The organism is Cupriavidus sp. OV096 (genome assembly GCF_900115455.1).
GTDB lineage: Bacteria > Pseudomonadota > Gammaproteobacteria > Burkholderiales > Burkholderiaceae > Cupriavidus.
In genome coordinates, this window is sequence record NZ_FOWM01000013.1 from 111055 (window position 1) to 135490 (window position 24436).

Consider the following 24436-nt stretch of genomic DNA (forward strand, 5'->3'; position numbering starts at 1 on the left):
CCGATGACCTGGCGCAAGTGGGGGCTGGGGCTGCTGACGCTGTCGTACCCGGTGGTGATCTACCTGGGTCTGCAGCACTTCTCGCCGCGCGTGATGGCGCTGGCGCTGGTCGCGCTCGCCCTGCTGCGCGCCGGCACCAGCCGCCAGGCCGGCTGGCGGGCGATGGCGGTGCTGGCGGCGGGGCTGGCCCTGATCGTGCTGGCCTCCGACCACGCGCTGCCGCTGAAGCTCTACCCGGTGCTCGTGAACGTGGCGATGCTGGGCGTGTTCGGCTGGAGCCTGCGCCATCCGCCCTCGCTGGTGGAACGCATGGCCCGGCTGCGCGAGCCGAACCTGCCGCCCAGCGGCGTGGCCTATACGCGCCGGGTGACGCAGGCCTGGTGCGTGTTCTTTATCTGCAATGGCGCCGTTGCCGCCGTGACCGCGCTGGCCGCCAGCGACCGGGTCTGGGCGCTGTACAACGGCGCGATTGCCTATGGCCTGATCGGCGCGATGTTCGCCGGCGAATGGCTGGTGCGGCAGCGCGCGCGTGCGCGGCATGCGGAGAATCGTCATGACTGAGCCCGCGCTCAGTGGTTTCACCGGCTTCACGGGCGTTGGCGCCGTGATGGCTGCCCAGGCGGCACGGGCCGCGCAAGGCGATGCCCAGGCGGCAGCGGTCGTCGCCAGTGTGGCGGCGTGGCGCCGGGCCTTCGCGGCGGCGCCAGGCGCGCGCTGGGCGCTGTACTTCGAGGGCACGGCCGATTTCGCCGCCGCGCTGTTCGGCGCGTGGCATGCCGGCAAGCACGTGGTGCTGCCCGGCGATACCCGCACGGAGACGCTCGCGGCGCTGCGCGGCCATGCCGATGGCTGGGCCGGCGAGTTGCCGGGCGGCCTGGTGCCAGCGCCCGGAACAACTCCGGGGGCAGGGGAGGCCGACTGGCTCCCGCTAAGCACGCACGACACCTGGGTCACGCTGTTCACCTCGGGGTCCACCGGCGAGCCCGGCGCCATCGACAAGCGCCTCGCCCAACTCGATGCCGAGGTCCACACACTCCAGCAGGCCTTTGGCGCGCGGCTGCCCGCCGATGTGCGCGTGCTGAGCACGGTCTCGCACCAGCACATCTACGGCCTGCTCTTCACGGTGCTCTGGCCGCTGGCGGCGGGCCGGCCGATGCCCGGCGCGCGGCTCGCCTTCCATGAGGAACTGGTACGCGCCTGCGCGGACGACGCCCGCCCGGCGGTGCTGGTCAGCAGCCCGGCGCACCTGAAGCGTATGCCCGATGCGCTCGACTGGCCCGTCACGCGCCCGGTGCTGCAGGCGGTGTTCTCGTCCGGCGGGCCGCTCCCGCCCGAGGCTGCGGCGGACGCGCTGCGCCACACCGGCCGCTCCCCCATCGAAGTATTCGGCAGCTCCGAGACCGGCGGCATCGCCTGGCGCCAGCGCGCCGTGCAGGCGGACCGCTGGACGGCGCTGCCCGGCATCGCCTGGCGCCTGCAGGACGGCTTCCTGGCCGTGCGCTCGCCGCATCTGGCCGATGACGACTGGTACGTCTGCGCGGACCGCGCGCTGCCCGCCGGCGACGACAGCTTCGTGCTGGCCGGCCGCGCTGACCGCATCGTCAAGATCGAGGAAAAACGCGTCTCGCTGACGCAGATCGAGCAGCGGCTGGCCGCCTCGCCGCTGGTGCGGGAGGCGCGGGTCGTCATGGTCGAACTCGATGTCGGCACCCGCGTGGCCGCCGCCGTGGTGCCTGGCGACGCCGGACAGGCACTCCTCGACACCCATGGGCGTGCCGCGTTGACCGCCGCGCTGCGCGCGCAACTGGCCGACGCCGTGGACCCGGTGGCGCTGCCGCGTCGCTGGGCCTTCGTGCCGGCGCTGCCGTGCAACGCGCAGGGCAAGACCACCGAAGCCATGCTGCGCGACCTGTTCCGCCGCACGGTGCCGGCTGCGCACTGGCTGGACGCTGAGGCCAATTCGGCCACCTCGGCCACCGCCGCGCTGGAGGTGACCGATGACCTGGCGATCTTCGACGGCCACTTCCCCGATACCCCGATTGTGCCGGGCGTGGCCCAGGTGGACTGGGTGATGGCGCTGGCGCCCCAGCGGCTGCCGATTCCGCCGCGCGAGCGCTTCGCGCGGCTGGACACGCTCAAGTTCCAGGCCGTGATCCAGCCTGGCACCACGGTGCGCATGGCGCTGACGTGGCAGCCAGACGCCCTCGCGCTCGGCTTCCGGCTGACATCCGACACCGGCCCGCACGCCAGCGGCAAGATCGTTTTTCATCCCGATACGCCATGACGCCGTTCCGTCCGGTTGTGCTCGTGCCGGTCTATGACCACGAAGGCGCCATCGGCGCCATGGTCGATGCCATCCTCGCGCATCCGCTGCCGTGCCTGCTGGTGGACGACGGCAGCAGCCCGGCCTGCGAGCAGGTGCTCCGCGAGATTGCCGCCGCGCACCCCGAGCGCGTCCGCCTGATCCGCCTGTCCGTGAATCAGGGCAAGGGCGGCGCGATTATGGCCGGCTTCACGGAAGCCGCGCGGCTCGGCTACACGCACGCGCTGCAGATCGATGCCGATGGCCAGCACGACGCCGGCTGCATTCCCCAGTTCACCGCGCTGGCGCAGGCCCAGCCTGCCGCGATGATCTGCGGCCACCCGGTCTACGACGACTCGGTGCCGCGCCTGCGGCTCTACGCGCGCTACCTGACGCACATCTGGGTCTGGATCAACACGCTCTCGTTCCAGATCAAGGATTCGATGTGCGGCCTGCGGGTCTACCCGCTGGCGGCGGTAACCGCCCTGATGCGCGACGTGGACCTCGGCCGGCGCATGGAGTTCGACACCGAGGTGCTGGTGCATCTGGTCTGGCGCGGCGTGCGCATCGTCAACGTGCCGACGCGCGTGACGTATCCGTCCGATGGCGTCTCGCACTTCCAGGCGTGGCGCGACAACGTGCTGATCTCGCGCATGCATACGCGGCTGTTCTTCGGCATGGTGTGGCGGCTGCCGCGCCTGCTCTGGCGCAGGGTGAGGCCGGCATGAGCACGGCGAAGCCTACGGCTGACGCCGCCACGCGCCGCACGCCGTCGCGCCACTGGAGCACCATCGGCGAGGCCACGTGCGTCTGGGGCGTCTGGTGCCTGTACGGGCTCTATCGCGTCTTCGGCCGCACGCTGTTCCGGGCGGTGCTGTACCCGGTGGTCACCTATTACTGGATCTCGCATCCGCTGGCGCGCCGGGCGTCGATGGACTACCTCACGCGCATGGAGGCCACCGCCGGCGCGATCGGCGCGCAGCCCACCTGGCGCCATACGCTGCGCCACCTGTTCTCGTTCGCAGACACGCTGCTGGACAAGCTGCTGTCCATCGGCGGCCAGTACCGCTTCGGCAACGTCACGCGGGAAGGCCACCAGGTGCTGCTGGACCAGATCGCCAGCGGGCAGGGCGGCATCATCATGACCGCGCATATGGGCTGCCTGGAGCTGTGCCGGGTGCTGGCCAACCAGCGGCAGGGGCTGCGGCTGACCGTGCTGGTGCACACCGCCCATGCCGAGCGATTCAACCGGATCCTGTCGCGGCTCGATCCCAAATCGGGCCTCCAGCTCTATCAGGTGGACGATATCTCGCCCGCCACGGCGCTGGAACTGGCGGCCAAGGTGCAGGCGGGCGAGTTCGTGGCGATTGCTGGCGACCGCGCGCCCGCGCACGGCGGCCGGGCGGTGCGCGTGCCGTTCCTGGGCGCGCCGGCGCGTTTCCCGGTGGGCCCGTACGTGCTGGCGGGGCTGATGCGCTGCCCGCTGTACGCCATGGGCTGCGTGCGCCATGGCGACGGCCATCTGCTGCGTTTCACGGAACTCACGCGCGCGGTGACGCTCCCACGTGCGAGCCGTGACGCCGCGCTGACCGCGCTGGCCACGACTTACGCCGCATGGCTGGAGGCGCTGCTGGTGCGCTCGCCATTCGACTGGTTCAACTTCTACGACTTCTGGGCGGACGATCCGGTCCGTACCGGTCGCCAGGACGCGCAGGACGCGCGCCAGGACGCGCACTAAGCCGCGCCGCCCACCGGAGACCTATGTCCAAAGCTTTCAGCCACGAGATCACGCTGACGCCGGCGTTCCACGACCTCGACCCGATGAACGTGGTCTGGCACGGCAACTACGTGCGCTACTTCGAAGTGGCGCGCTGCGCGCTGCTCAAGCAGATCGACTACGACTACCCCCAGATGCGCGATTCCGGCTACGCGTGGCCGGTGGTGGACCTGCGCGTCAAGTACGTGCGCCCGCTGGTCTACGGCCAGTCGATGATCGTGCGCGCCACCATCGTCGAATGGGAAAACCGGCTCAAGATCGACTACGAGATCCGCGATGCGGCGTCTGGCCAGCGGCTGACCAAGGGCTATTCGATCCAGGTAGCCGTGGACATGACGACGCAGGAGATGCTCTACGTCTGCCCGCCGGTGTTGCTGCGGAAGCTCGGGGTGCCGTCGTGAGGCGCCGCCAGGTTCTGGCCGCTGCTGGCGCACTGGCGCTGGTGGTGATGTTGCCGGCGCTGCCGGCCCATGCCGACGACCTGCTGGCCTCGGTGGCCAAGCGGCTGGCCGATGCGCCCGTGATCCGGGGCCGGTTCGAGCAGACGCGCCGGCTGTCCGGCTTCAGCAATCCGCTGGTCTCGCGGGGCGAGTTCGTGCTCGCGCGCGGCCGTGGCGTGGTCTGGCAGACGCGCGAGCCGTTCCCGTCGAGCCTGCTGGTCACCCCTGAGAAGCTGGTGATGCGCGGCGCCGATGGCAGCGTGCAGCAGCGGATGCAAGCCGAATCCCAGCCTGCGATGCGCGTGGTCGGCGAGTCGATGATCGCCGTGCTGCGCGGCGACCTGCGCGGGCTGTCCGCGCGTTTCGACGTGACCGGCAAGCTGGCCGGCAGCGCCGGATGGGCGCTGACGCTGACCCCAAAGGATGCCGGCATGCGGCGCGTGTTCACCCGGATCGAGCTGGCCGGCGACAAGTTCGTGCGCGACGTGCGGCTCGAGGAAGCCGGCGGCGACAGCACCGTGGTCCGCATGATCGACCCAGCCGCCGCCGCCAGGCTGACCCCGGCCGAGGAGCAGCGCTTTGAGTAACGTGGCGGGCGGCGTGGCGATGCGGGGCGGCATCACGCGGCTGGCGCGTGGGCTGGCCATCGTCTGGCTGCTGATCGTGCTGGCGATGATCGCCCATCAGGTGCAGTTCTGGCGCGGCTCGCGGCTCGATACGGATGTGATGGCGCTGCTGCCGACCAGCGAGCGCACCGCTGCGGCGGACCGCGTGCTGCGCCGGCTGGCCGACAGCGTGGCGCAGGAGGTGGTGGTGCTCGTCGGCAGCCCGGACTGGGCGCGCACGCGCGCCGCCGCGCAGCGCTTCAGCCAGGCCACGGCGCAGGGCGGCACGCTGCTGCAACCGGTGGACAAGATCGCCGCGTTCGACTTCGACAAGGCGCTCGACTTCTATCGCCCGTGGCGGGACCGCCTGCTCACCGACGCCCAGCGTCAGCAGTTGCAGCAAGGTCATCCGGACCAACTCGCCCAGCAGGCGCTGACGCGCCTCTACCAGCTCTCCACCGGGCCGCGCCTGACCGACTGGGCCGCCGATCCGCTTGGGCTGTGGCAGGACTGGTGGCTCTCCCGCGCCGCCGTGACGCGCGTGCAGGAGCGCGACGGGCTGGCCGCCTTGTCCGGCGATGGCAAGGAGTGGGTGCTGCTGACGTACCACATCACCAAACCGGCATTCTCGGTCAGCGGCAGTACCGACTACAGCGACCTGCTGCGCGCCGCCGAGGCCGCTGCGCGGCAGGGCGATGCGGACGTGCGCGTAGTGGCCGCCGGCATTCCGCTGCACGCGGAGGCCGCCGCCGCGCAGGCGAATTTCGAAATGAACGTGATCGGCTGGGGCTCGCTGGCGGCGGTGCTGCTGCTGGTCTGGCTGGCGTTCCGCTCGCTGCGGCCGATCGTGCTGGTGGGGCTGTCGCTGGCCATCGGCACGGCGGCGGCGATCTCGGCCACGGCCATCGTCTTCGACCGCGTGCACCTGATCACGCTGGTGTTCGGCGCCAGCCTGGTGGGCGTGGCGGAGGACTTCGGTATCCATTACTTCGTCTCGCGGCAGGCGCTGCCGCGCGCCACGCCGCCATCGGTCATGCGCCATCTGCTGCCGGGCATGGCGCTGGCGCTGGCGACCAGCGTGGTGGCATACCTGGCGCTCGGCATCGCGCCGTTCCCGGGGCTGCGCCAGATGGCGCTGTTCTCGGCGGTGGGGCTGGTCGCCGCGTTCCTGACCGTGGTGTTCTGGTTTCCACTGCTGGACCGGGGCGCGCTGCGGCCCACGCGGGTGTCAAGCTGGCTGGCCCAGAGCCTCGCCCGCTGGCCGCGCGTGCGGGCGGACCGGCGCACGGCGCTGGCGCTCGGGGCGCTGGCCCTGTTTATCGTGCCGGGGATCTGGCAGGTGCGGGTTGTCGATGACGTGCGCCAGCTGCAAAGCTCGCCGCCGGCGTTGATCGAGGCGCAGCGCCTCACGGGCCGCCTGCTCGGCACGCCGAGCCCCGCGCAGTTCGTGCTCGTACGCGGTGCCACGCCGGACGAGGTGCTGGCGCGCGAGGAGGCCGTCAAGGCCGCGCTGGCGCCGGCCATCCGGCGCGGCGAGCTGGCCGGCTTCCTGGCGATTTCCGACTGGGTGCCGTCCGCCGCCCGCCAACGCGCGGACGCCGCGCTGGCCGGCCGTCAAGAAGCTGCCGTGCGCGAGCGGGTGGCCCGCACGCTGGGTGGGTCGATTGCCGCGCCGGCGGCGTCCCCGGCCGACGCCGTGCTGACGCTGCCCGCCTGGCTGGCCAATCCGGTCTCGGGCACGCTGCGTCATCTGTGGCTGGACCGCGAGGGCAGCGGCTACGCCAGCGTGATGTTGCTGCGCGGGCTGGAAAATCCGGCAGTCATGTCTGGCATCGCCGCCGCCGTTAACACGGTGCAGGGTGCCGAGTGGGCCGACCGCATCGCCGATCTGTCCTTCCTGCTGCACCATTACCGCGTGCTGATGAGCTGGCTGCTGCTGGCCGGTGCGGCCGGCGTGGCCCTGCTGCTGGCGTGGCGCTATGGCCGCGAGGGTTGGCGCGCGCTGGCGCCCACGCTGCTGGCCGCCGCCTTCAGCGTGGCCGTGCTGGGCTGGCTCGGCGTGCCGTTGCAACTGTTTTCGGTGCTGGCGCTGGCGTTGCTGCTGGGCGTAGGTGTCGATTACGGCATATTTTTGCTCGAGCATCCCGGCGATGGCGTGTCCTGGACCGCCATCGTGCTCGGGGCGGCCAGCACGCTGCTGGCGTTCGGGCTGCTCGCACTGTCTTCCACGCCGGCGCTGCATGCGTTCGGCATGACCATGCTTTCGGGCGTGGGCGCGGTCTGGGTGCTGTCGCCATGGTTCCGGCCATTCGCCCGGCATGCCTCACAACAACAAGCTGAACAGGGTTGATCCATATGAAAACGGAACAGGTGGAGGTTTTGATCGTCGGCGCCGGGCCCGCTGGCTCGGTGGCGGCTGGCCTGCTGCGCAAGCGCGGCGTCCAGGTGCTGGTCATCGAGAAGGAGACGTTCCCGCGCTTCTCCATCGGCGAGAGCCTGTTGCCGCAGAGCATGGAATACATCGAGGAAGCCGGCATGCTGCAGGCCGTGGTGGAGGCCGGGTTCCAGTACAAGAACGGCGCCGCCTTCGCCCGGGGCGACCGCTACACGGAATTCGACTTCCGCGACAAATTCTCCAAGGGCTGGGGCACCACCTACCAGGTGCAGCGCGCGCATTTCGACGACGTGCTGATCCGCGAGGCCGAGAAGCAGGGCGCCGAGGTGCGCTTCCGCCACGTGGTGGAAGCGGTGGATGTCACCGGCGCGCAGCCGGTGGTCACCGTGCGCGACCCGGACGGGCAGGCGTACAACGTGCAGGCGAAGTGCCTGCTCGATGCCTCCGGCTTCGGTCGCATCCTGCCGCGCCTGCTGAAGCTCGAGTCCCCGTCGAACTTCCCGGTACGCGCAGCCATCTTCACGCACGTGGAAGACCGCGTGGCGCCCGGCACCTTCGACCGCAACAAGATCCGCATCGGCGTGCATCCCGAGCATGTCGATGTCTGGTACTGGACCATTCCGTTCTCGAACGGCCGCTGCTCGCAGGGCGTGGTGGCGGAGAAGTCCTTCCTGGACCAGTATCCGGGCGACGAGATGGCCAAGCTGAAGCAGCTGGTCAGCGAGGAACCGGGGCTGGCGCACCTGCTGCGCGACGCCAACTGGGACACGCCGGCGCGGCAGATCGTCGGCTATTCGGCCAACGTCAGCTCGCTCTGGGGCAATGGCTACGCGCTGCTCGGCAATGCCGGCGAGTTCCTGGACCCGGTGTTCTCGTCGGGCGTGACCATCGCCTTCAAATCGGCCAGCCTGGCCACCGCCTGCCTCGCCCGCCAGCTGGCCGGCGAGACCGTGGACTGGGAGGCCGACTACGCCAAGCCGCTGAAGGCCGGCGTGGATTGCTTCCGCACCTTCGTCGAAGCCTGGTACGAAGGCCGCTTCCAGACCCTGATCTTCCATCCGAACGCCACGCCCGAGATTCGCCGGATGATCTCGTCGATTCTGGCCGGCTACGCCTGGGACCGCAGCAACCCCTTCGTGGCCGAGTCCCGGCGGCGCCTCAACGTGCTGGAGCAGCTTTGCGCGGTCTGAGGCTGACGTGTTCGATATTGGCCGGCGCGGCGTTTGCCGTGCTGGCCGGTTGCGCCGCGACGCCGCCGGCCGGCCCCACGCCGCCCGTGGCGGAAGCGGGCCGCCCGGCGGTGCCGCTGCTGCGCCTGCCGCCCGCGTCGCTCGGTCGCACCCTGCATCTGCAGCAGCAGATCACGGTGCGCTATCCGTCGCCGCAGGGCGAGCAGACGCGGGACATCCTCGCGCTGCTGGAGGCCGACGCCGGCCACACCCGGCTGGCCGCGCTGGCCGGCGGACAGGTGCTGGCCCGGCTGGACTGGGACGGCAGTGACCTGCACGTGACACGCGCGCCATGGGCGCCCGCGGAACTCGTGCCGGAGCGTATCCTCAGTGATCTGCAGCTGTCGCTCTGGCCCGTGGCGGCCATTCGCGCGGCGCTGCCGCCGGGCTGGCGCCTGGACGCCACGCCGGCCATGCGCCGCCTGCTGGCCGGTGACGAACTCGTGGCCGAGATCCGCTATCCCGACGCCGCCACCACGGAATTCGTGCAGCGCCGCGACGGCTACCGGCTGACCATCCGCACGCTGCAGGGCGAAGGAGCACGGCCATGACGATCTTCCTGAACGCGATGAATGTCATCTGCGCGCTGGGCAGCGGCAACGACGCCGTGCGCGCCGCGCTGTGGCGCACGGACGGCCCGACGGGCGGCGAAGTCACTGACCGCTACACGCCCGGCACGCCGCTGCACCTGGGCACCGTGCGCGAGCCGGTGGCCGCCACCGACCTGCCGGCTGGCATCGCCCCCGCGCTGTTCAGCCGCAACAATGCGCTGCTGGACCGCACGCTGGACGCGCTGCGCCCCGCCGTGGAAGCTGCCATCGCCCGCGTGGGTCCGACCCGCGTGGCCATCGTGCTCGGCACCAGCACCTCGGGTATCAGCGACGGCGAGCTGGCCGTGCGCGCGCGGCACGCCGCCGGCACCTGGCCGGAAGCGTTCCACTATGGCCAGCAGGAGCTGGGCTCGCCCGCGCAGTACCTCGCGCTGGCGCTGGGCACGGCCGGGCCGGCCTATACGATTTCCACGGCGTGCTCGTCGAGCGCGAAGGCGCTGGCCGCCGCCGCGCGGCTGCTGGAACAGGGCATGGCCGATGTCGCCATCGCCGGTGGCGTGGATACGCTGTGCGCGTTCACGATCGCCGGCTTCCGCTCGCTCGACTCAGTCAGCGCGGAGCGGTGCAATCCGCTGTCGGCCCATCGCCACGGCATCAACCTGGGCGAGGGCGCGGCATTGTTCCTGATGTCGCGCGAGGCCGGGCCGGTGCGGCTGGCCGGCTGGGGCGAGACGTCCGATGCACACCATATGTCCGCGCCCGACCCGGCCGGCGCGGGCGCCCGCGCCGCCATGCAGGAGGCCCTGACGCGCGCTGGCGTGCAGCCGGCGGACATCGACTACCTGAACCTGCACGGCACGGCCACCGAGCAGAACGACGCGATGGAATCCCGCGCCGTGGCGGACCTGCTCGGGCACGACGTGCCGGTCAGCTCGACCAAGCCGCAGACCGGGCACACGCTGGGCGCTGCCGGCGCCGTGGAAGCGGCGCTGATGGTGCTGACCATGACCGACAACCCGCGTGGCCGGCTGCCGGCCCACTGGTGGGACGGCGCGGCCGATCCGACGCTGCCGCCGCTGCACGTGGTGGGCGCGGACGAGTCGCTGGGCCGGGCCCCGCGCTACGTGATGAGCAATTCGTTCGCCTTCGGCGGCAGCAACAGCGTGCTGGTGATGGGGGAGGGCTGACGTGACGGCATCTGACACGCAGCCTGACTTCACGCCACTCCTGCCGCCGGTGTCCGAAGTGGTGCCCCACGCGGGCGCCATGCGGCTGATCGACGAACTGGTTGAGGCCGATGGCGAGCACTGCGTGGCCCGCGCCACGGTGCGCGCCACGCAGTTGTTCGTGGACGATGCCGGCATGCCCGGCTGGGTCGGTATCGAATATATGGCCCAGACGATTGCCGCCTGGGCCGGTGTGCGCGAGCGCGCGGCGGGCCGCCCGCCGGGGCTGGGCTTCCTGCTCGGCTCGCGCCGCTATGCCTGCGACGTGCCCGCATTTCCGGTGGGCAGCGTGCTGACCATCCGCACCCAGGTGGAACTGATCGGGGACAACGGCCTCGGCATGTTCGCCTGCACGCTCGAGATGGATGGCCGCGACGTGGCGCGCGCCAATGTTTCCGTTTTCCAGCCTGCGGACGCGCAGGCGTTTCTCCAGGGGCAGCAAGCATGACGAACAAGACCGTGCTGGTCACGGGCTCCTCGCGCGGCATTGGCCGCGCCATTGCGCTGCGGCTCGCGCGCGACGGCTACGACGTGGTGGTGCACTGCCGCGCCCGCCGGGACGACGCCGACTCCGTGGCCGACGCCGTGCGCGCCTTCGGCCGCAACGCGCGCGTGCTGGCCTTCGACATCAGCGACCGCCAGGCCACCGCCAGCGTGCTGCATGCCGACATCGAGGAACACGACACCTACTACGGCGTGGTCTGCAACGCTGGCATCGCGCGGGACGCGGCGTTCCCGGCCATGAGCGGGGAGGAATGGGACGAGGTGGTGCATACCAATCTCGACGCCTTCTACAACGTGCTCAATCCGCTGGTGATGCCGATGGTGCAGCGCCGCCAGCCGGGCCGCATCGTCACGCTGTCGTCGGTGTCCGGGCTGGTGGGCAACCGCGGCCAGACCAACTACAGCGCCGCCAAGGCCGGCATCATCGGCGCCACCAAGGCGCTCGCCATCGAACTGGCCAAGCGCCATATCACGGTGAACTGCGTGGCGCCGGGGCTGATCGACACGGAAATGGTGGACGAGCATGTGCGCGAGGAAGCGCTGAAGATGATTCCCGCGCGGCGCATGGGCACGCCGGACGAGGTGGCGGCCACGGTGGCCTTCCTGCTCTCGCCGGATGCCGGTTACATTACACGGCAGGTGATTTCGGTGAACGGGGGGATGTTCGGATGAAGCGGGTTGTCGTAACCGGCGCGGGCGCAATCAGCGCATTGGGCAACGACTGGACCACGGTGCGCGCGCGCCTGGCCAGCGGCCGCAATGCCGTGGTGCAGATGCCGGAGTGGGCCGACATCAAGGGCCTGAACACGCAGCTGGCGGCACCGGTGCCGCCGTTCGCGCTGCCGGCCCACTACACGCGCAAGGCCACGCGGTCCATGGGGCGGGTCGCCCTGATGGCGGTGCTGGCCAGCGAGGCCGCGCTGGCGGATGCCGGGCTGACCGGCCATCCGATCATCGCGGGCGGGCAGATGGGCATCGCCTACGGCTCGTCCACGGGCACGCCGTCCGCGATCCAGGACTTTGGCCGGATGATGAGCGAGCGCACCACCGAGGACATCAGCGCCACCACCTATATCCGCATGATGCCGCACACCACGGCGGTCAATATCGGGGTGTTCTTCGGCATCACCGGACGGATTCTGACCACGTCGAGCGCGTGTACGTCCGGCAGCCAGGGGATCGGCTACGCCTACGAGACGATCCGCGCGGGCCGGCAGGTGGCGATGCTGGCTGGCGGCGGCGAGGAACTGGATGCGACCGAGGCGGCCGTCTTCGACACGCTGTTCGCCACCAGCACGCGCAACGACGCCCCCGAGGCCACGCCGCGCCCGTTCGACGCAGACCGCGACGGGCTGGTGCTGGGCGAGGGCGCCGGCACGCTGGTGCTCGAGGAACTGGAGCACGCCCAGGCGCGCGGCGCGCGCATCCTGGCGGAGATCGTCGGCTACGGCACCAACAGCGACGGCGCGCACGTGACCCAGCCGCAGGCCGCGACGATGGCCGTGGCCATGCGGCAGGCGCTGGAGGACGCCGGGCTGGCGCCGGATCGCATCGGCTATGTCAATGCGCACGGCACGGCCACCGACCATGGCGACATCGCCGAATCCCACGCCACGCACGCGGTGCTGGGTGGCGCCGTGCCGGTCAGCTCGCTGAAGAGCTACCTCGGCCATACGCTGGGCGCGTGCGGGGCGCTGGAGGCGTGGATGACCATCGAGATGATGCGCGACGGCTGGTTCGCGCCCACGGTGAACCTCGTCAACCCGGATCCGCGCTGCGCGCCGCTGGACTACATCATGGGCGAAGGCCGCCGACTCGACACCGGGTACGTGATGAGCAACAATTTCGCGTTCGGTGGCATCAACACCTCGCTGGTGTTCCGCCGCTGGGACGCCTGAGCAGGAAGCCGTACCCGAGCCGTACCGCCGTTTTCATCCCTCAACAATCAAGAACAAAGGAAGGTCAATGAAATTCGCTCTCCCGCTGGTTGCCCTCGCCTGTGCAGGCACGCTGCTGTCCACCCCTGCCGCCGCGCGCGACACCAAGTACATGCTGCCGTTCCAGGACGTCCTGAACATGCCGGAAGCCAAGGAAAAGCTCGACGGCTCGGTTGCGTTCTACCTGGCCGGCCAGAAGACGCCGAAGGTGCTCGAGAAGAAGGACAGCGACGTCTCGAACAAAAAGACCAACGGCGTGGGCAAGGCCGATGAGGAAGCGTGCCGCTGGGCCGCGCTCTCGGCGCTGATCTCGTTCCAGGACAAGGCCAAGTCGCTGGGCGTGAATGCGGTGGTGGACATGGTGAGCTATTACAAGAAGGACACCAACGCCAGCAACACCGAGTACGAATGCCACGCCGGCGCCGTGGTGGTGGGCGTGACGCTGAAGGGCACCTACGCCAAGGTGGCCGCCAAGTAAGGCGCCATCGACGGGACCTGTTTGAGACGTTTTCAGGACGATTGCCATGCCGCTCGCGCTGCGCACAGGGTCGGTCATGGCATTCGCGGCCATGGCGCCGCCCGTCAGCCGTTGGATGTCACCCGAGGAACTGGCGCGGCTGGCCGCCATGCGTGCCCGGGCCCGCGCCGAGCAGTTCGCAGCGGGCCGCTGGCTCGCCCGGCGGCTGCTGGCGGTGACGTTCGGCGGGGAGGCGGCGGAATGGTCGCTGTCGGCCGCCGAGGATGCGCCGCCGCTGGCGACCCATACCAGGGGGGCCGTCGGCACGCCGGTATTCCTGTCGATTGCCCATTCGGGTGATCACCTCGCTTGCGCCGTGTCCGACCTGCCGGTTGGCATCGACATCGAGGACATGCAGCCGCGCAAGCACCTGGACACGCTGATCGAGGCCACCACCACGGAGGCCGAGCGCGACGCGTTGCCGGCCTTGCTGGACGTGGGTGACGAGTTGGCGAAGCTGGAGGCGTTCTACGAGCTCTGGACGCTCAAGGAAGCCTGGATCAAGTGCCACGGCGGCAATCTGTTCCGGACCATGATGGGCCACGTGGTGGAAGCCGTGCCGGTGCAGATGGCGCACGCCAATGGCATCACATGGCGGCGCGATGACGCGGTGCTGGCGCTGACGGCTTCGGCGCCGCTGGCCTCGGTGTCGGTGCCCAATCCGGCCGGATGGCGCCTCCGCGCGCAGCAGATCGACTAGATCCGCCTGGCTAGATCTTCTCCAGCGCCGCGCACGCCGCGCGCAGGATGGCCGCGTAGCGCTCCAGATGCGGCTCGATCCGGTAGACCGGGCCGGCAATCGAAATCGCGTAACTCTCGCCCGACAACCGCACCGGCCAGGCCAGCGCGCCGACATCAGGCATCGACTCACTGAGATTCACGAACGCACCGCGCTCGCGCGCTTGCCGGAGGTCGTCCTCCAGCGCCGCCGGCGTGGCTAGCGTGCGCGCGGTGAACGGCTGGAAGGGAAGCTGCGGGAGCAGGGCGGCGCGCTCGGCGTCGTCCATGGCGGCCAGCAGCGCCTTGCCGATCGAGTTCGCGTGGAGTTCGCGCCGCTCGCCGGCCGTTGCGATATAGCGGATCGCGTGTGGCGATTCAAGCACATCGAGATAGACCACCGCGTGGCCCTCATGCAGCTTGCCGATAACGATGGTCTCGCCAGTGGCTTCGCGCAATTCGCTCATGGTGCCGTGCACGCGATCGAGTACGGGGTCGTGCCGGGCAATCTGCTGGGCCATGGCCAGCAGCCGGCCGGTGGGGTAGTAGCCCTGCCTGCGGGCCGTCTCATAGAGATAGCCTAGCGAGGTCAGTGTGCGGATCAGCGCCAGGCAGCTAGAGGCTGGCACGGACAGCAGCCGGGAGAGCTCCGAGAGCGACAGCGCGCGCCGTTCGCGCGCAAAGGTCTCGATGATCTCGAGCACGCGCAGGGCGGTCTTGACGTTCATCGAGGGCGGCTTGGCGGCGGACGGATCGGGACGCACGGGCATCGGGGCGTGTCATGCAATCAGGAGGGATATGGGGCCGGAATGTACCACGGCGTGCCCGATGGGCCGCGTCGATACAGCTTAATGGTTGTATTTCCGTTTTACGCCCGATAGGCTGTATCTTGAAAATACAGCCAAAATGGCGTAAAACGGCTTTACAACTTCCTAGCTGTATTCGCGCCCCCATCCGAGCATACATCCGACTATGTATCCCATCCGCATCATCAGCCAGTTACGGCCGATCCTCCAGGGCTTCCGCAAGTCCCGCGGGCTGACCCAGGCGCAACTCGCGGCGCGCCTGGGGGTGAGCCAGCAGACCTATGCCCGGCTGGAAGCCAACCCGGCACGCGTCAGCGTGGAGCGGCTGCATGCGGTATTGCAGGCGCTGGACGTGGAAATGCTCCTGTCGACCGATGGGGACGAGGACTATCGCGGCGGCGGCTCCATGCTCCGCCAGCCCCCGCCAAGCGAGCCCTGGTAATGGGACGTCGACCTCTGCGACGCCAGCTCGGCGTCTGGATGAACGGCCATTTCACGGGCGTGTGGGCACAGGGCAGCGAGGGCGAGACCTTCCACTATGCGGCCCGCTGGATCCACAGCGCGCAAGGCCGGCCGCTGTCGCTTTCGATGCCGTTCCGGTCAGACAACGCGCCGTATCGCGGCCGCGTGGTGACGGACTACTTCGACAACCTGCTGCCGGATAGCGACGCCATCCGCCGGCGGCTCGCGCAGCGCTATCGCACGCGTGGGATCGGTCCGTTCGATCTGCTCACGGCGCTGGGCCGCGACTGCGTGGGCGCGCTGCAGCTGCTCCCCGAAGGCGAGGTACCCGAAGAACTGCGCGTCATCGAAGGCAGCCCGGCTGATGACGCCCACATCGCCCGCTTGCTGCGCGACACCACGAGTGCATCGCCCCTCGGCCAGCATGGCGACGATGCCGACCTGCGCCTGTCGATCGCCGGCGCGCAGGAAAAGACCGCGCTGCTGCGCCGGGACGGCCAATGGTTCGTTCCGCACGGCAGTACGCCGACGACCCATATCCTCAAGCTGCCGCTCGGGCTGGTAGGCAATATGCGCGCGGACATGCGCACGTCCGTCGAGAACGAATGGCTTTGCGCGCAGCTGGTCGAGGCCTTCGGCCTGCCCATCGCGGCGTGCGAGATGGCGATGTTCGAGGATCAGAAGGCGCTCGTGGTCGAGCGTTTCGACCGGCGCGTGGCGCCCGATGGCGAGTGGATCCTGCGCCTGCCGCAGGAGGACTTCTGCCAGGCGATGGGTATGTCCCCGCTGGCCAAGTATCAGGCCGATGGCGGGCCGGGCATCGCGGACATCATGGCGATCCTGGCCGGCTCCGACGCGCGCGAGGCGGACCGTCGCAATTTCTTCAAGACGCAGATCCTGTTCTGGATGCTCGCGGCCACGGACGGGCATGCCAAGAACTTCAGCCTGAGCATCGGGCCGGGCGGTCGCTACTGGGCCACGCCGCTGTATGACGTGCTTTCGGCACATCCCATCGTCGGGGGCGGCGCCAATCAACTCGCCATACAGAAGGCGCGCATGGCCATGGCGGTGCGGGGCTCGCAGAATTACTACCGGCTGGCCCAGATCCAGCGTCGGCACTGGATTGCGCAGGGGCGGCAGGTGGGGCTGCCCGAGGCGGAGGTGGAGTCGATGATCGCCGAACTCGTTGCCGCCATGGACCCGGCGATCGCCGCCGTCGCGGCCCGCCTTCCCCGGGAATTTCCGCAGGACGTGGCCGGGGCCGTGTTCGATGGCATCAGGGCCCAAGGCAAGAAGCTGTTATAATGCCGGACTTGGTCCTCTCTCCAAACGACAGGACCGGGTGCCGACATCACTACAAAGACTCAGTTTTGGCACCCTTCGGGCGTACACCCGAATCGATCCGGGCCACGTGGCCCGTCACCATAATGACCGGCGGCAAGTCCGCTCCGTACCCGGCACGCCCCGTACCAGCGCGCCAGCTTACGCAAGCACGGTCACTCCGCGTCAATCGCGACGACATGCGCCTCAGTGCGTGTCGCGCACATTGACCCCCTTCCCATCGCGTTGGAACCAACTGGCAAGCAGAGGCGCACATCGGTGCCCAGCCTGCGCATGCGCGTTCACGCGAAACGAGACATCACATCACATTGCAGCAAACGCAAATCATTGAATCGCCGTACACGGTTGCCGTGTACCCCATCGAGCAAGAGCCAGGCGTCTGGTTCGCGGCCTACCTGATCCGCGAATACAAGGACGGCATGGAACGCGTGGTGGCCAACGTGGCCATGCGCCACGACACCTACCGCACCGCCGCCCGGGCCAAGCATGCCGCCCGCTGTGCCGGCGAAGGCGCCATCACGCGCCTGGCTGCGCGACACCATCAACCGGGCGCCACTGCCCACGCTAATCAAGGAGCCCGTCATGGCTAAGGAAGATCTCGTCGAATTCGGCGGCCACGTTTCCGAAGTGCTGCCCGATAACCGTTTCCGCGTCGTTCTCGAAAACGGCTTCCAGGTGTGGGCATATTCGTCGGGCCGCATGAAGAAGAACCGCATCCGGATTCTGGCCGGCGACCGCGTGACGCTGGAAATGTCGCCCTATGACCTGACCAAGGGCCGCATCAACTACCGGCACAAGAATTGAGCGCAGTCATGAGCCATCCCGACCTGGAAGAGGCCGTCATGTCAGCCAATGACGAATGGGAAATCATGCATCTGACGCCCAAGGGCTGGATGGACGGCAGCTACCGGCATGAGCCGGGCGATGCCGTGAACATCGCCCCGCCGGCCGATGACGTGCTGACCGTGCGCCGGCACGTCAGCGCCACCTACGGCGGGCCGTCCCGCGTGGTCGAGGACCGCACGCCGCGCACCGAAGACATGGCGCTGATCGAACAGCTGCTGACGAAATTCGGCGCGCCCGGCTTCGGCGTCTGAGTACCCGAGGCGTCAGCCGCGTGCGCGGCGCGCCTCGTAGGCCTTGAGACTCGTCAGGGCCACCTCCAGGGTCGGCGCCGGCGTCTTGCCGCGCCGCGCCAGCAAATCTCCCACGATCTGGTCCGATTCGATGGCAGCGCCACGCTCCAGGTCGCGCAGCATCGACGCCATCAGCGGTGAACCTTCCGCAAACAGTGTCGCCCGAGCCTGCTCGAGCGCCGGCGCCCGCGCCGGATAGCCGTTCGCGGCCGCAATGGCCGCGCACTCATCGAGCAGCGCCGCAATGGTCTCCCGCCCGCGCGGTGCGGCCAGAATGTCGCCAATCGTCGCCCGCATCAGGCAGGTGGCCGACGCCAGCGTCGCCAGAAACAGCCACTTCTCCCACATGTCCTGCATGATCGCTTCGCTGCGCTGCACGTCGAAACCGGCGTTCTCGAGCAAGGCGGCCACGGCGCGCGCGCGTTCGGTATTGCCAGCCGGGCGCTCCCCGAACGAGAGGATATGGAAGGCCGACAGATGCAGGATGGTGCCTTGCTCGTCCAGCGTGCTGGAGATCATGCAGCGGCCACCCATCACGCGCTCGGCGCCGAAGCGCGCATCGAGCTTGTCCAGGTGCTGCATGCCGTTGAGCATCGGGATGACCACCGTGCCGGGGCCCATGGCCGGCGCGAAGCTGTCCATGGCGCCGTCGAGGTCGTAGGCCTTGCAGCTCAGCAGCACCACGTCGTACGGCTCGGTGATCTGGGTGGATAGCACGGTGGGTGGGTCTTCCACGCGCACGTCGCCGTGCGGGCTCATGATCCGCAGGCCGCGTTCGGCCAGCAGGGCCGCGCGCCGGGGCCGCACGAGGAACGTGACGTCACGCCCGGCCTGCAGCAGCCGCGCCCCGAAATACCCACCAATCGCACCCGCTCCGACTACCAGAATCCGCATGTTCGACTCCCCAGGTCAGCCCGGCTTCAGGCCGGGTGTGCGCCATTGTAGTGGCGCGCCGCAAAAGCTGCAGGGGCCGTTCATTTCCCTTCGCCCCGCGCCTGGCTGCGGGCGAGGTAGACCTCGTGCAGGGTGATCTTCCGCACCTCCGCCTGGCTCGCCCCGATGTGCGAGCGCAGCAGCCTGCAGGCTTCATCCGACCGATGGGCGAGCACGGCGCGCAGGATGCGCCCGTGCTCTTCATACGTGGCATCCACGCGCGCCGGCTTGGTGAAGTCCAGCCGGCGGATCAGCCGGATGCGTTCGGTTACGTCGCGATGCACGCGCGCCATCTCGGGGTTGCCGGCGGCCTCCACCAGCGTGCAGTGGAAGGCTTCGTCCAGTTCGCCCACGCGCGCCATGTCCGGCAGCCGCGCCTCGGGCGGCACCAGCCAGATCGCCGCCAGCGCGGCCAGCGCCTCCTGGTTGCTGTCCGGCGCCATCGCGCACAGCCGCCGTACGGCCTCGGTCTCCAGCACCATGCGCAAGTCGTACAGTTGCTCGAACTTGTCGAAGTCGAACGGCAGCACGCGCCAGCCGGCGCGGAAGCTGACCTCGACGAATCCTTCCTGCTTCATCCGGAACAGCGCCTGGCGGACCGGCGTGCGTGACACGCCCAGCCGCTCGCAGACTTCGTTCTCGGTGAAGCGGTCGCCGGGCACGAGGCGAAAGTCGGCGATATCGCGCTTCAGCAGCGCGTACACATCGTCGGCACGCGAGGTGCGTTCGGCATCGGTAGGGGGCATGGCATTCATGGGGATAGGCGCGGTGCGGGTCTCATGGGGAAGGCTGGGCCGGCGCTGGCGCCCATTATGCGCCGGCGCCGGCCGGGTCGCCACCGGCCCCGGGGGCACGCTTCAGCGCCTGACTTCACGCTGGAAGATCTCCAGGCTCTGCCGCTTGGCCGCGACGAAGCTCGCCTGCGACAGCGTCTCCACCGTGCGCGGCCGCGCGTCGCCGTAGTCGAGGATCTCGGCCACGCGCGTCGGGCGCTTGGTCAGCAGCAGGATCTGGTCGGCCAGGTACACCGCCTCCTCCAGGTCGTGCGAGACCAGCAGCATGGTCGTGCCGGTCTGCATGAACACCTCCTGCAGCTTCTCCCGGATGAACAGCGTCATTTCGAAGTCGAGCGCGGAGAACGGTTCGTCGAGGAACAGCACCTCGGGCCGGGGCGCCAACGCCCGCATGATCGACGCCGTCTGCTGCTGCCCGCCAGACAGCTCGTACGGGTAGCGGTTCAGGTCGAACTTCACGTCGAAGGACGCCACCAGCTCCGCCATGCGCCGGTCCACCTCGGCCTTGCTGCGGCCCTCCAGCAGGAGCGGATAGGCGATGTTGTCGATGGTCCGCATCCACGGGAACATCGCCTCGCGGTAGTTCTGGAACACGTAGCCGATGCGCGTGTCCTTGAGCGACTTGCCGTCGAACAGGATCTCGCCCCGGTCGATCGGAATCAGCCCCGCGATCATGTTGATCAGCGTGCTCTTGCCGCAGCCGTTGGGGCCGAACACCGAGACGATCTTGCCTTTCGGGATGTCGAGGTCGAAGTTCTCGTACAGCGGCCAGCCGGCGAAATACTTGGTCAGCCCGCGGATGGTGATGTGGGTGCCCGGCGGCCCGGGGCGGAACGGCGGCACCGGCACGTCGGCGTGGCGGGCAGGGGACAGAACGGTGGTCATGGTTACCTTCCACTCCAATGGACGATGCGGCGTTCCAGCACGAGGAACGCGATGTTGAGCACGTAGCCGAGCGCGCCGGCCGCGAGGATGGCCGCGTACATGGTCTTGACGTTGAGCACCTGCTGGGCATCGATGATGGCGTGGCCGAGACCGTTCTCGGAGCCGATGAACATCTCCGCGACGATCACGATGACCAGCGCCATCGACACGGCGGAGCGCAGGCCGACAAAGCTCGGCTGCAGGCTCTCCCAGACCAGCACGTCCCGGAAGATGCGCCAGCGGGAGGCGCCCATCACGCGCGCCGCCATCACGCGCTGCTTGCGCGCGTTGATCACGCCATAGGCGCTGTTGAAGACCACGATCAGCAGGGCACCGAAGGCGGCGATGGCTATCTTGTTGATGTCGGACACGCCGAAGATCAGCAGGAACAGCGGAATCAGCGCGGAAGACGGCGTGGAGCGGAAGAAGTCGATCAGGAACTCCACGCTGCGGTAGGCCCGCTCATTGCTGCCGAGCAGCACGCCCAGCGGCATGCCAACCACCGCCGCAATGGCGAACGCCTGCAGCGTCCGCGCGACGGTGACGGCGAAGTCCGCCAGCAGCTCGCCGCCGGCCAGCCCGGTGGCCAGCGCCACCAGCGTATCGCCGGGGCTCGGCAGCAGGATCGGCTTGATCAGGCCGAAGCGGACCACCAGGTCCCAGATCAAGAACAGCACCAGCGGGCCGACCATCGGCAAGAGTCGGTCGCCGAGGGGCCGGCGTGGCGCGGCGTCGTGCGAGGCCGGGGGCGCCCAGGATTTGCCGGCGGGCGGGGCCGTGCCCGGCACGGCGCCGGTATCGGAGAGTTCGGACATGGTCGTCAGGCCTTGTAGAGCAGCGTGTTGACGTCCACCTTGCGCGAGAAGATGCCCTTTTCGGTGAACAGGTCGTAGAACTTCTGGAAGTGGGCGGCGTCGCTGGCCTTGAATTCGTCGAAGAACAGGTAGTCAGCCATCGGCACCTCGGCCGTCAGCGCGCCTTCGATGGCCGTATAGCCCTTGAGGAAGGGGCGCGCCTCGGTCGGGTTCTGGCGCACCAGCACCACGCCGCGCCGGTAGGCGGCGAGGTAGGCCTTGGCCACGTCCTTGTTCTTGCCGAGGAATTCCGTGGTCAGGCTGGCCGAGCCGCCATGCCACGGGGCCATCGGGTCGCCGAGGATGTAGCGCGCCACCACGCCGGCTTCCAGCGTGCGCGTGGTGCCGTTGAGCCGGCCGATGGTGCCGGTCGGCTCGAGCGAGTAGACCCCATCGATCTGGCCGGCGGCGAGCGCCGCCACGTGCTGGCCAATCGGCAGTTCCGTCACGCTGATCTTGCCGGCACCGGCACGCTCCAGCATGGTCTTGGCCAGCACCACGTTCTGCAGGCCCGGGCCGCATGCCACGCGCTTGCCCTTGAGTTCCGCCACGGTCTTGATCGGGCTGTCCTTGGCCACGAGGAACTCGTCGAGCACGAACTTGGCGTTGGTCGGGTTGGTGCAGAAGATCTTCAGCAGGCCGGGCTGGGCGATGTCACCGATGGCCAGCGCGGCCGAGGCGGTGCCATTGGCGCTGCCGTCGCAGCGGCCGGCCAGGATGGCCTCGATGACCTGCTGCGGGCTGGCGAACTTGATCGGCTCGACGTTCAGCCCGGCCTCCTTGAAATAGCCCTTTTCGACGGCGGCGAAGAAGGGCAGGCCCGAGGCGACCGGCCAGTAGCCGATGCGCAGCTTGGGCGTACCCTGCGCGCGGACGATGGCCGGCGCGGCCAGCACGGACAGCGCGGCGGCGCCGGCCTTCAGCGCGCGGCGGCGCGAGGGGGAGACGGTGGCGGGACGGGAGGTGGAGCGGGTCATGGCAGGTTCCTGTGCGTGAATGTTGAGGATTCGGAAGACGGTCAAGCGGCGGAGAGCGACGTGATATAGGCGCGCCAGCCGCCATGGGCGCTGACATCGGGCGCACCGTGCAGCGCATGGCCTTCGCAGACGAAGCCATGGACCCAGCGGCCATCGGCCAGCTCGAGGCTGCCCAGCGCGAGCGGGGCCGGCACCAGCGCCAGGAAGCTGCCGACGGCGGCGAGCGGCACCTGCCACACCTCCACCGCGATGGCGGCGCCGGCATCCTCCCCGGCGTCCACGCGGCGCAGGCCGGGCTTTGGCGGCGTGGTGCCGGGCAGCGCGTGCAGCCGATAGTGCGGCGCGGTGGTGGTGGCCTCGGCCAGCGTCGCACCGCGTTCGGTCAACTGACCGTTCAGCGGCATGCCAGAGAGATGGGCGCCCACCACGGCCAGCGGCAGATGAGTGGCGGGGGACGGGGCCAGCCCGGCAATGGACACCGGCGCGGGCAGCGGCTCGCCCGTCGCACCCAGCGTCAGCCCCGTGGCGTGGTGGAAGCGTTGCCCCAGGTCGGCGAGCTGCCAGTCGCTGCCGGCCTGGCCGATCAGCGTGATGCCGAACGGCAGCCCGTCCGGGCGCAGGCTAGCGGGCACGGACAGCGCGGCGTAGTCGAGCAGGTTGACGAAGTTCGTGTAGTGGCCGAGTTCGCGGTTGCGTACCACCGGATCGGCCAGCATGGCGGCGATGGTGCAATGCGTCGGCGCCGTGGGCACGCACAGCACGTCGATGTCCTGCCACATCGTGGCCGCGCGCTGGGCCAGGGCCTGGAGCGCGTGCTGGGCATCGAACACATCGGCGGCGCTGTAGCGGCTGCCGGCGGCCAGGATCGAACGCACCGGCTCGATGACCGCGCCCGGCGCGCGGTCGAAGAAGGGGCGCACGGCGGCGTAGCGCTCGGCGACCAGCGCGCTGTCATAGAGCAGCGCGGCGGCTTCGGCCAGCGGGGCATAGTCGATGGGCACCGCGCGACCGCCCAGCGCCTCCAGCGCGGCAACGGCGGCGTCGAAGGCCCGGCGGGCGAGGTCATCGCCGAAAAACTCCGGCTCGGCCGGCAGGCCAAAGCGGAACGCAGCCGGCAGCGGCGTGCGCGCCAGCGGCAGCGCGCGCGAGTACGGGTCCTGCGGGTCATGGCCGGCTGCGGCTTCCAGCACGCGCACCGCCATGGCCACCGTGCGCGCCAGGATCGACACGCAATCCACGCTCTGCGCGGCGGGGAACACGCCGTGGGCGGAGATCAGGCCCTTGCTCGGCTTCAGCCCGACGATGTTGTTGAGCCCGGCGGGCACCCGGCCGGAGCCGGCGGTGTCCGTGCCCAGCGCGAAGTCAACCTCACCGCTGGCCACCGCGTACGCCGAACCGGAACTCGACCCGCCGCTGACATAGGCCGGGTCGAACGCATTGGGCACGGCGCCGTAGGGCGAGCGCGTGCCATTCAGGCCGCAGGCGAACTGGTCCAGGTTGGTCTTGCCGGCCAACGCCGCGCCGGCGCCCAGCAGGCGCGCGATCACCGTGGCGTGGGCGTCCGGCACGTAGGCGAATTCGGGGCAGGCGGCGGTCGTCGGCACGCCAGCCACGTCGATATTGTCCTTGGCCGCAAAACGCAGGCCGGCCAGCGGGGCGTGCTCCGGGTGCGGGGCGACGACCGGGGTATCGAACCGCGCGATCCACGCCGCATCGGCCTCGCCGGGGGCGGCTGTCGTGGCCGCTGTGGTGGCCGAGGTAGAGGTACGCATGAGAGTCCTATCTGAAATCCAATCTTGGATACAAGATAGCAATCACCGTGCCAAAGGCACTTTTGGGCAGGGGGAAGCCCGGTCAGACGTGGAAAATGTCAATGAAATCAGTCGATTAGCCACGTGGCTGTTCACGCGTGACCGGGCTGCTGGGCGCCTTCGGCCTGCCACCCACACCCCGCCGCCCACCCGCAAGCCCCTGCGTGGTGCGCGCACGCACCAGTGTCGGGAGGTCTT

The 24436-nt window shown here is 69.5% G+C and carries 27 protein-coding genes; 20 read left to right on the plus strand and 7 right to left on the minus strand.

Annotation, left to right across the window (positions count from 1 at the left end; translation table 11 throughout):
• Window positions 1–3: 3 nt before the first annotated feature.
• The 15 genes from BM115_RS23060 (at window position 4) to BM115_RS23130 (ending at window position 14183) form a co-directional block, all read left to right on the plus strand.
• Window positions 4–561 (plus strand): COG4648 family protein, encoded by a 558-nt coding sequence (locus BM115_RS23060; protein WP_092299798.1) that lies wholly within the window; start codon window positions 4–6, stop codon window positions 559–561.
• Entirely contained in the window at window positions 554–2284 is a 1731-nt protein-coding gene (locus tag BM115_RS23065) for an ApeI family dehydratase (RefSeq protein WP_255370948.1), read from the plus strand. Before BM115_RS23060 ends, BM115_RS23065 begins: the two co-directional genes overlap by 8 nt.
• A complete protein-coding gene (locus BM115_RS23070; protein ID WP_092299801.1) occupies window positions 2281–3030 on the plus strand; it encodes a glycosyltransferase family 2 protein in 750 nt (249 codons plus the stop codon). Before BM115_RS23065 ends, BM115_RS23070 begins: the two co-directional genes overlap by 4 nt.
• Entirely contained in the window at window positions 3027–4040 is a 1014-nt protein-coding gene (locus tag BM115_RS23075) for an LpxL/LpxP family acyltransferase (RefSeq protein ID WP_092299804.1), read from the plus strand. The genes BM115_RS23070 and BM115_RS23075 overlap by 4 nt, the downstream gene beginning before the upstream one ends.
• A gap of 23 nt (window positions 4041–4063) precedes the next feature.
• Window positions 4064–4480, plus strand: coding sequence for an acyl-CoA thioesterase (locus tag BM115_RS23080; protein WP_092299807.1), 417 nt, complete (start codon window positions 4064–4066; stop codon window positions 4478–4480).
• Window positions 4477–5106 (plus strand): outer membrane lipoprotein carrier protein LolA, encoded by a 630-nt coding sequence (locus tag BM115_RS23085; RefSeq protein ID WP_255370949.1) that lies wholly within the window; start codon window positions 4477–4479, stop codon window positions 5104–5106. The genes BM115_RS23080 and BM115_RS23085 overlap by 4 nt, the downstream gene beginning before the upstream one ends.
• A 1-nt stretch (window position 5107) precedes the next feature.
• Complete coding sequence (locus BM115_RS23090) at window positions 5108–7474, plus strand: MMPL family transporter (protein WP_255370956.1); 2367 nt, start codon at window positions 5108–5110, stop codon at window positions 7472–7474.
• A gap of 5 nt (window positions 7475–7479) precedes the next feature.
• Entirely contained in the window at window positions 7480–8709 is a 1230-nt protein-coding gene (locus BM115_RS23095) for an NAD(P)/FAD-dependent oxidoreductase (RefSeq protein WP_092299810.1), read from the plus strand.
• Complete coding sequence (locus BM115_RS23100) at window positions 8697–9299, plus strand: DUF3261 domain-containing protein (protein ID WP_092299813.1); 603 nt, start codon at window positions 8697–8699, stop codon at window positions 9297–9299. The genes BM115_RS23095 and BM115_RS23100 overlap by 13 nt, the downstream gene beginning before the upstream one ends.
• A complete protein-coding gene (locus BM115_RS23105) occupies window positions 9296–10486 on the plus strand; it encodes a beta-ketoacyl-ACP synthase (RefSeq protein ID WP_092299816.1) in 1191 nt (396 codons plus the stop codon). Before BM115_RS23100 ends, BM115_RS23105 begins: the two co-directional genes overlap by 4 nt.
• Before the next feature lies 1 nt (window position 10487).
• Window positions 10488–10973 (plus strand): hotdog family protein, encoded by a 486-nt coding sequence (locus BM115_RS23110; protein ID WP_255370950.1) that lies wholly within the window; start codon window positions 10488–10490, stop codon window positions 10971–10973.
• Entirely contained in the window at window positions 10970–11701 is a 732-nt protein-coding gene (fabG, locus tag BM115_RS23115) for a 3-oxoacyl-ACP reductase FabG (protein ID WP_092299819.1), read from the plus strand. The genes BM115_RS23110 and fabG overlap by 4 nt, the downstream gene beginning before the upstream one ends.
• Window positions 11698–12927: a beta-ketoacyl-ACP synthase gene (locus tag BM115_RS23120; RefSeq protein WP_092299822.1), complete on the plus strand. Its 1230-nt coding sequence runs from the start codon at window positions 11698–11700 to the stop codon at window positions 12925–12927. Before fabG ends, BM115_RS23120 begins: the two co-directional genes overlap by 4 nt.
• Window positions 12928–12994: 67 nt before the next feature.
• The gene (locus BM115_RS23125) at window positions 12995–13444 is read left to right on the plus strand and encodes an excinuclease ATPase subunit (protein WP_092299825.1); all 450 of its coding nucleotides are present in this window, start codon (window positions 12995–12997) and stop codon (window positions 13442–13444) included.
• A 46-nt stretch (window positions 13445–13490) separates the two neighbouring features.
• Window positions 13491–14183, plus strand: coding sequence for a 4'-phosphopantetheinyl transferase family protein (locus BM115_RS23130; protein WP_092299827.1), 693 nt, complete (start codon window positions 13491–13493; stop codon window positions 14181–14183).
• Between the two features lie 10 nt (window positions 14184–14193).
• Here BM115_RS23130 and BM115_RS23135 read toward each other — a convergent pair whose 3' ends face one another.
• On the minus strand, window positions 14194–14928 hold the full coding sequence (locus tag BM115_RS23135) for an IclR family transcriptional regulator (RefSeq protein ID WP_092299975.1): 735 nt from the start codon (window positions 14926–14928) through the stop codon (window positions 14194–14196).
• A gap of 244 nt (window positions 14929–15172) precedes the next feature.
• On the opposite strand from BM115_RS23135, the gene BM115_RS23140 reads away from it, so the two are divergent.
• The 5 genes from BM115_RS23140 to BM115_RS23160 all read left to right on the plus strand — a co-directional run bounded on the left by BM115_RS23140 (window position 15173) and on the right by BM115_RS23160 (window position 17906).
• The gene (locus tag BM115_RS23140) at window positions 15173–15448 is read left to right on the plus strand and encodes a helix-turn-helix domain-containing protein (RefSeq protein ID WP_092299829.1); all 276 of its coding nucleotides are present in this window, start codon (window positions 15173–15175) and stop codon (window positions 15446–15448) included.
• Window positions 15448–16773 (plus strand): type II toxin-antitoxin system HipA family toxin, encoded by a 1326-nt coding sequence (locus tag BM115_RS23145; protein ID WP_177219997.1) that lies wholly within the window; start codon window positions 15448–15450, stop codon window positions 16771–16773. Before BM115_RS23140 ends, BM115_RS23145 begins: the two co-directional genes overlap by 1 nt.
• 344 nt (window positions 16774–17117) lie before the next feature.
• Window positions 17118–17399: an isochorismatase gene (locus BM115_RS23150; protein ID WP_092299833.1), complete on the plus strand. Its 282-nt coding sequence runs from the start codon at window positions 17118–17120 to the stop codon at window positions 17397–17399.
• Window positions 17392–17613, plus strand: a complete 222-nt coding sequence (infA, locus tag BM115_RS23155) for a translation initiation factor IF-1 (RefSeq protein WP_092299836.1) — start codon at window positions 17392–17394, stop codon at window positions 17611–17613. Before BM115_RS23150 ends, infA begins: the two co-directional genes overlap by 8 nt.
• A 38-nt stretch (window positions 17614–17651) precedes the next feature.
• Window positions 17652–17906: a translation initiation factor 1 gene (locus tag BM115_RS23160; protein WP_092299977.1), complete on the plus strand. Its 255-nt coding sequence runs from the start codon at window positions 17652–17654 to the stop codon at window positions 17904–17906.
• Window positions 17907–17918: 12 nt separating this feature from the next.
• Here BM115_RS23160 and panE read toward each other — a convergent pair whose 3' ends face one another.
• The 6 genes from panE to atzF all read right to left on the minus strand — a co-directional run bounded on the left by panE (window position 17919) and on the right by atzF (window position 24199).
• On the minus strand, window positions 17919–18839 hold the full coding sequence (panE, locus tag BM115_RS23165) for a 2-dehydropantoate 2-reductase (RefSeq protein ID WP_092299838.1): 921 nt from the start codon (window positions 18837–18839) through the stop codon (window positions 17919–17921).
• Between the two features lie 80 nt (window positions 18840–18919).
• Complete coding sequence (locus tag BM115_RS23170; protein ID WP_369823525.1) at window positions 18920–19624, minus strand: GntR family transcriptional regulator; 705 nt, start codon at window positions 19622–19624, stop codon at window positions 18920–18922.
• A 111-nt stretch (window positions 19625–19735) separates the two neighbouring features.
• Window positions 19736–20557, minus strand: a complete 822-nt coding sequence (locus BM115_RS23175; RefSeq protein ID WP_092299844.1) for an ABC transporter ATP-binding protein — start codon at window positions 20555–20557, stop codon at window positions 19736–19738.
• Window positions 20558–20559: 2 nt separating this feature from the next.
• On the minus strand, window positions 20560–21411 hold the full coding sequence (locus tag BM115_RS23180; protein ID WP_092299847.1) for an ABC transporter permease: 852 nt from the start codon (window positions 21409–21411) through the stop codon (window positions 20560–20562).
• Window positions 21412–21416: 5 nt separating this feature from the next.
• Window positions 21417–22427, minus strand: a complete 1011-nt coding sequence (locus BM115_RS23185) for an ABC transporter substrate-binding protein (RefSeq protein ID WP_092299850.1) — start codon at window positions 22425–22427, stop codon at window positions 21417–21419.
• Window positions 22428–22468: 41 nt separating this feature from the next.
• Entirely contained in the window at window positions 22469–24199 is a 1731-nt protein-coding gene (gene atzF, locus BM115_RS23190; protein ID WP_092299853.1) for an allophanate hydrolase, read from the minus strand.
• Window positions 24200–24436 lie beyond the last annotated feature (237 nt).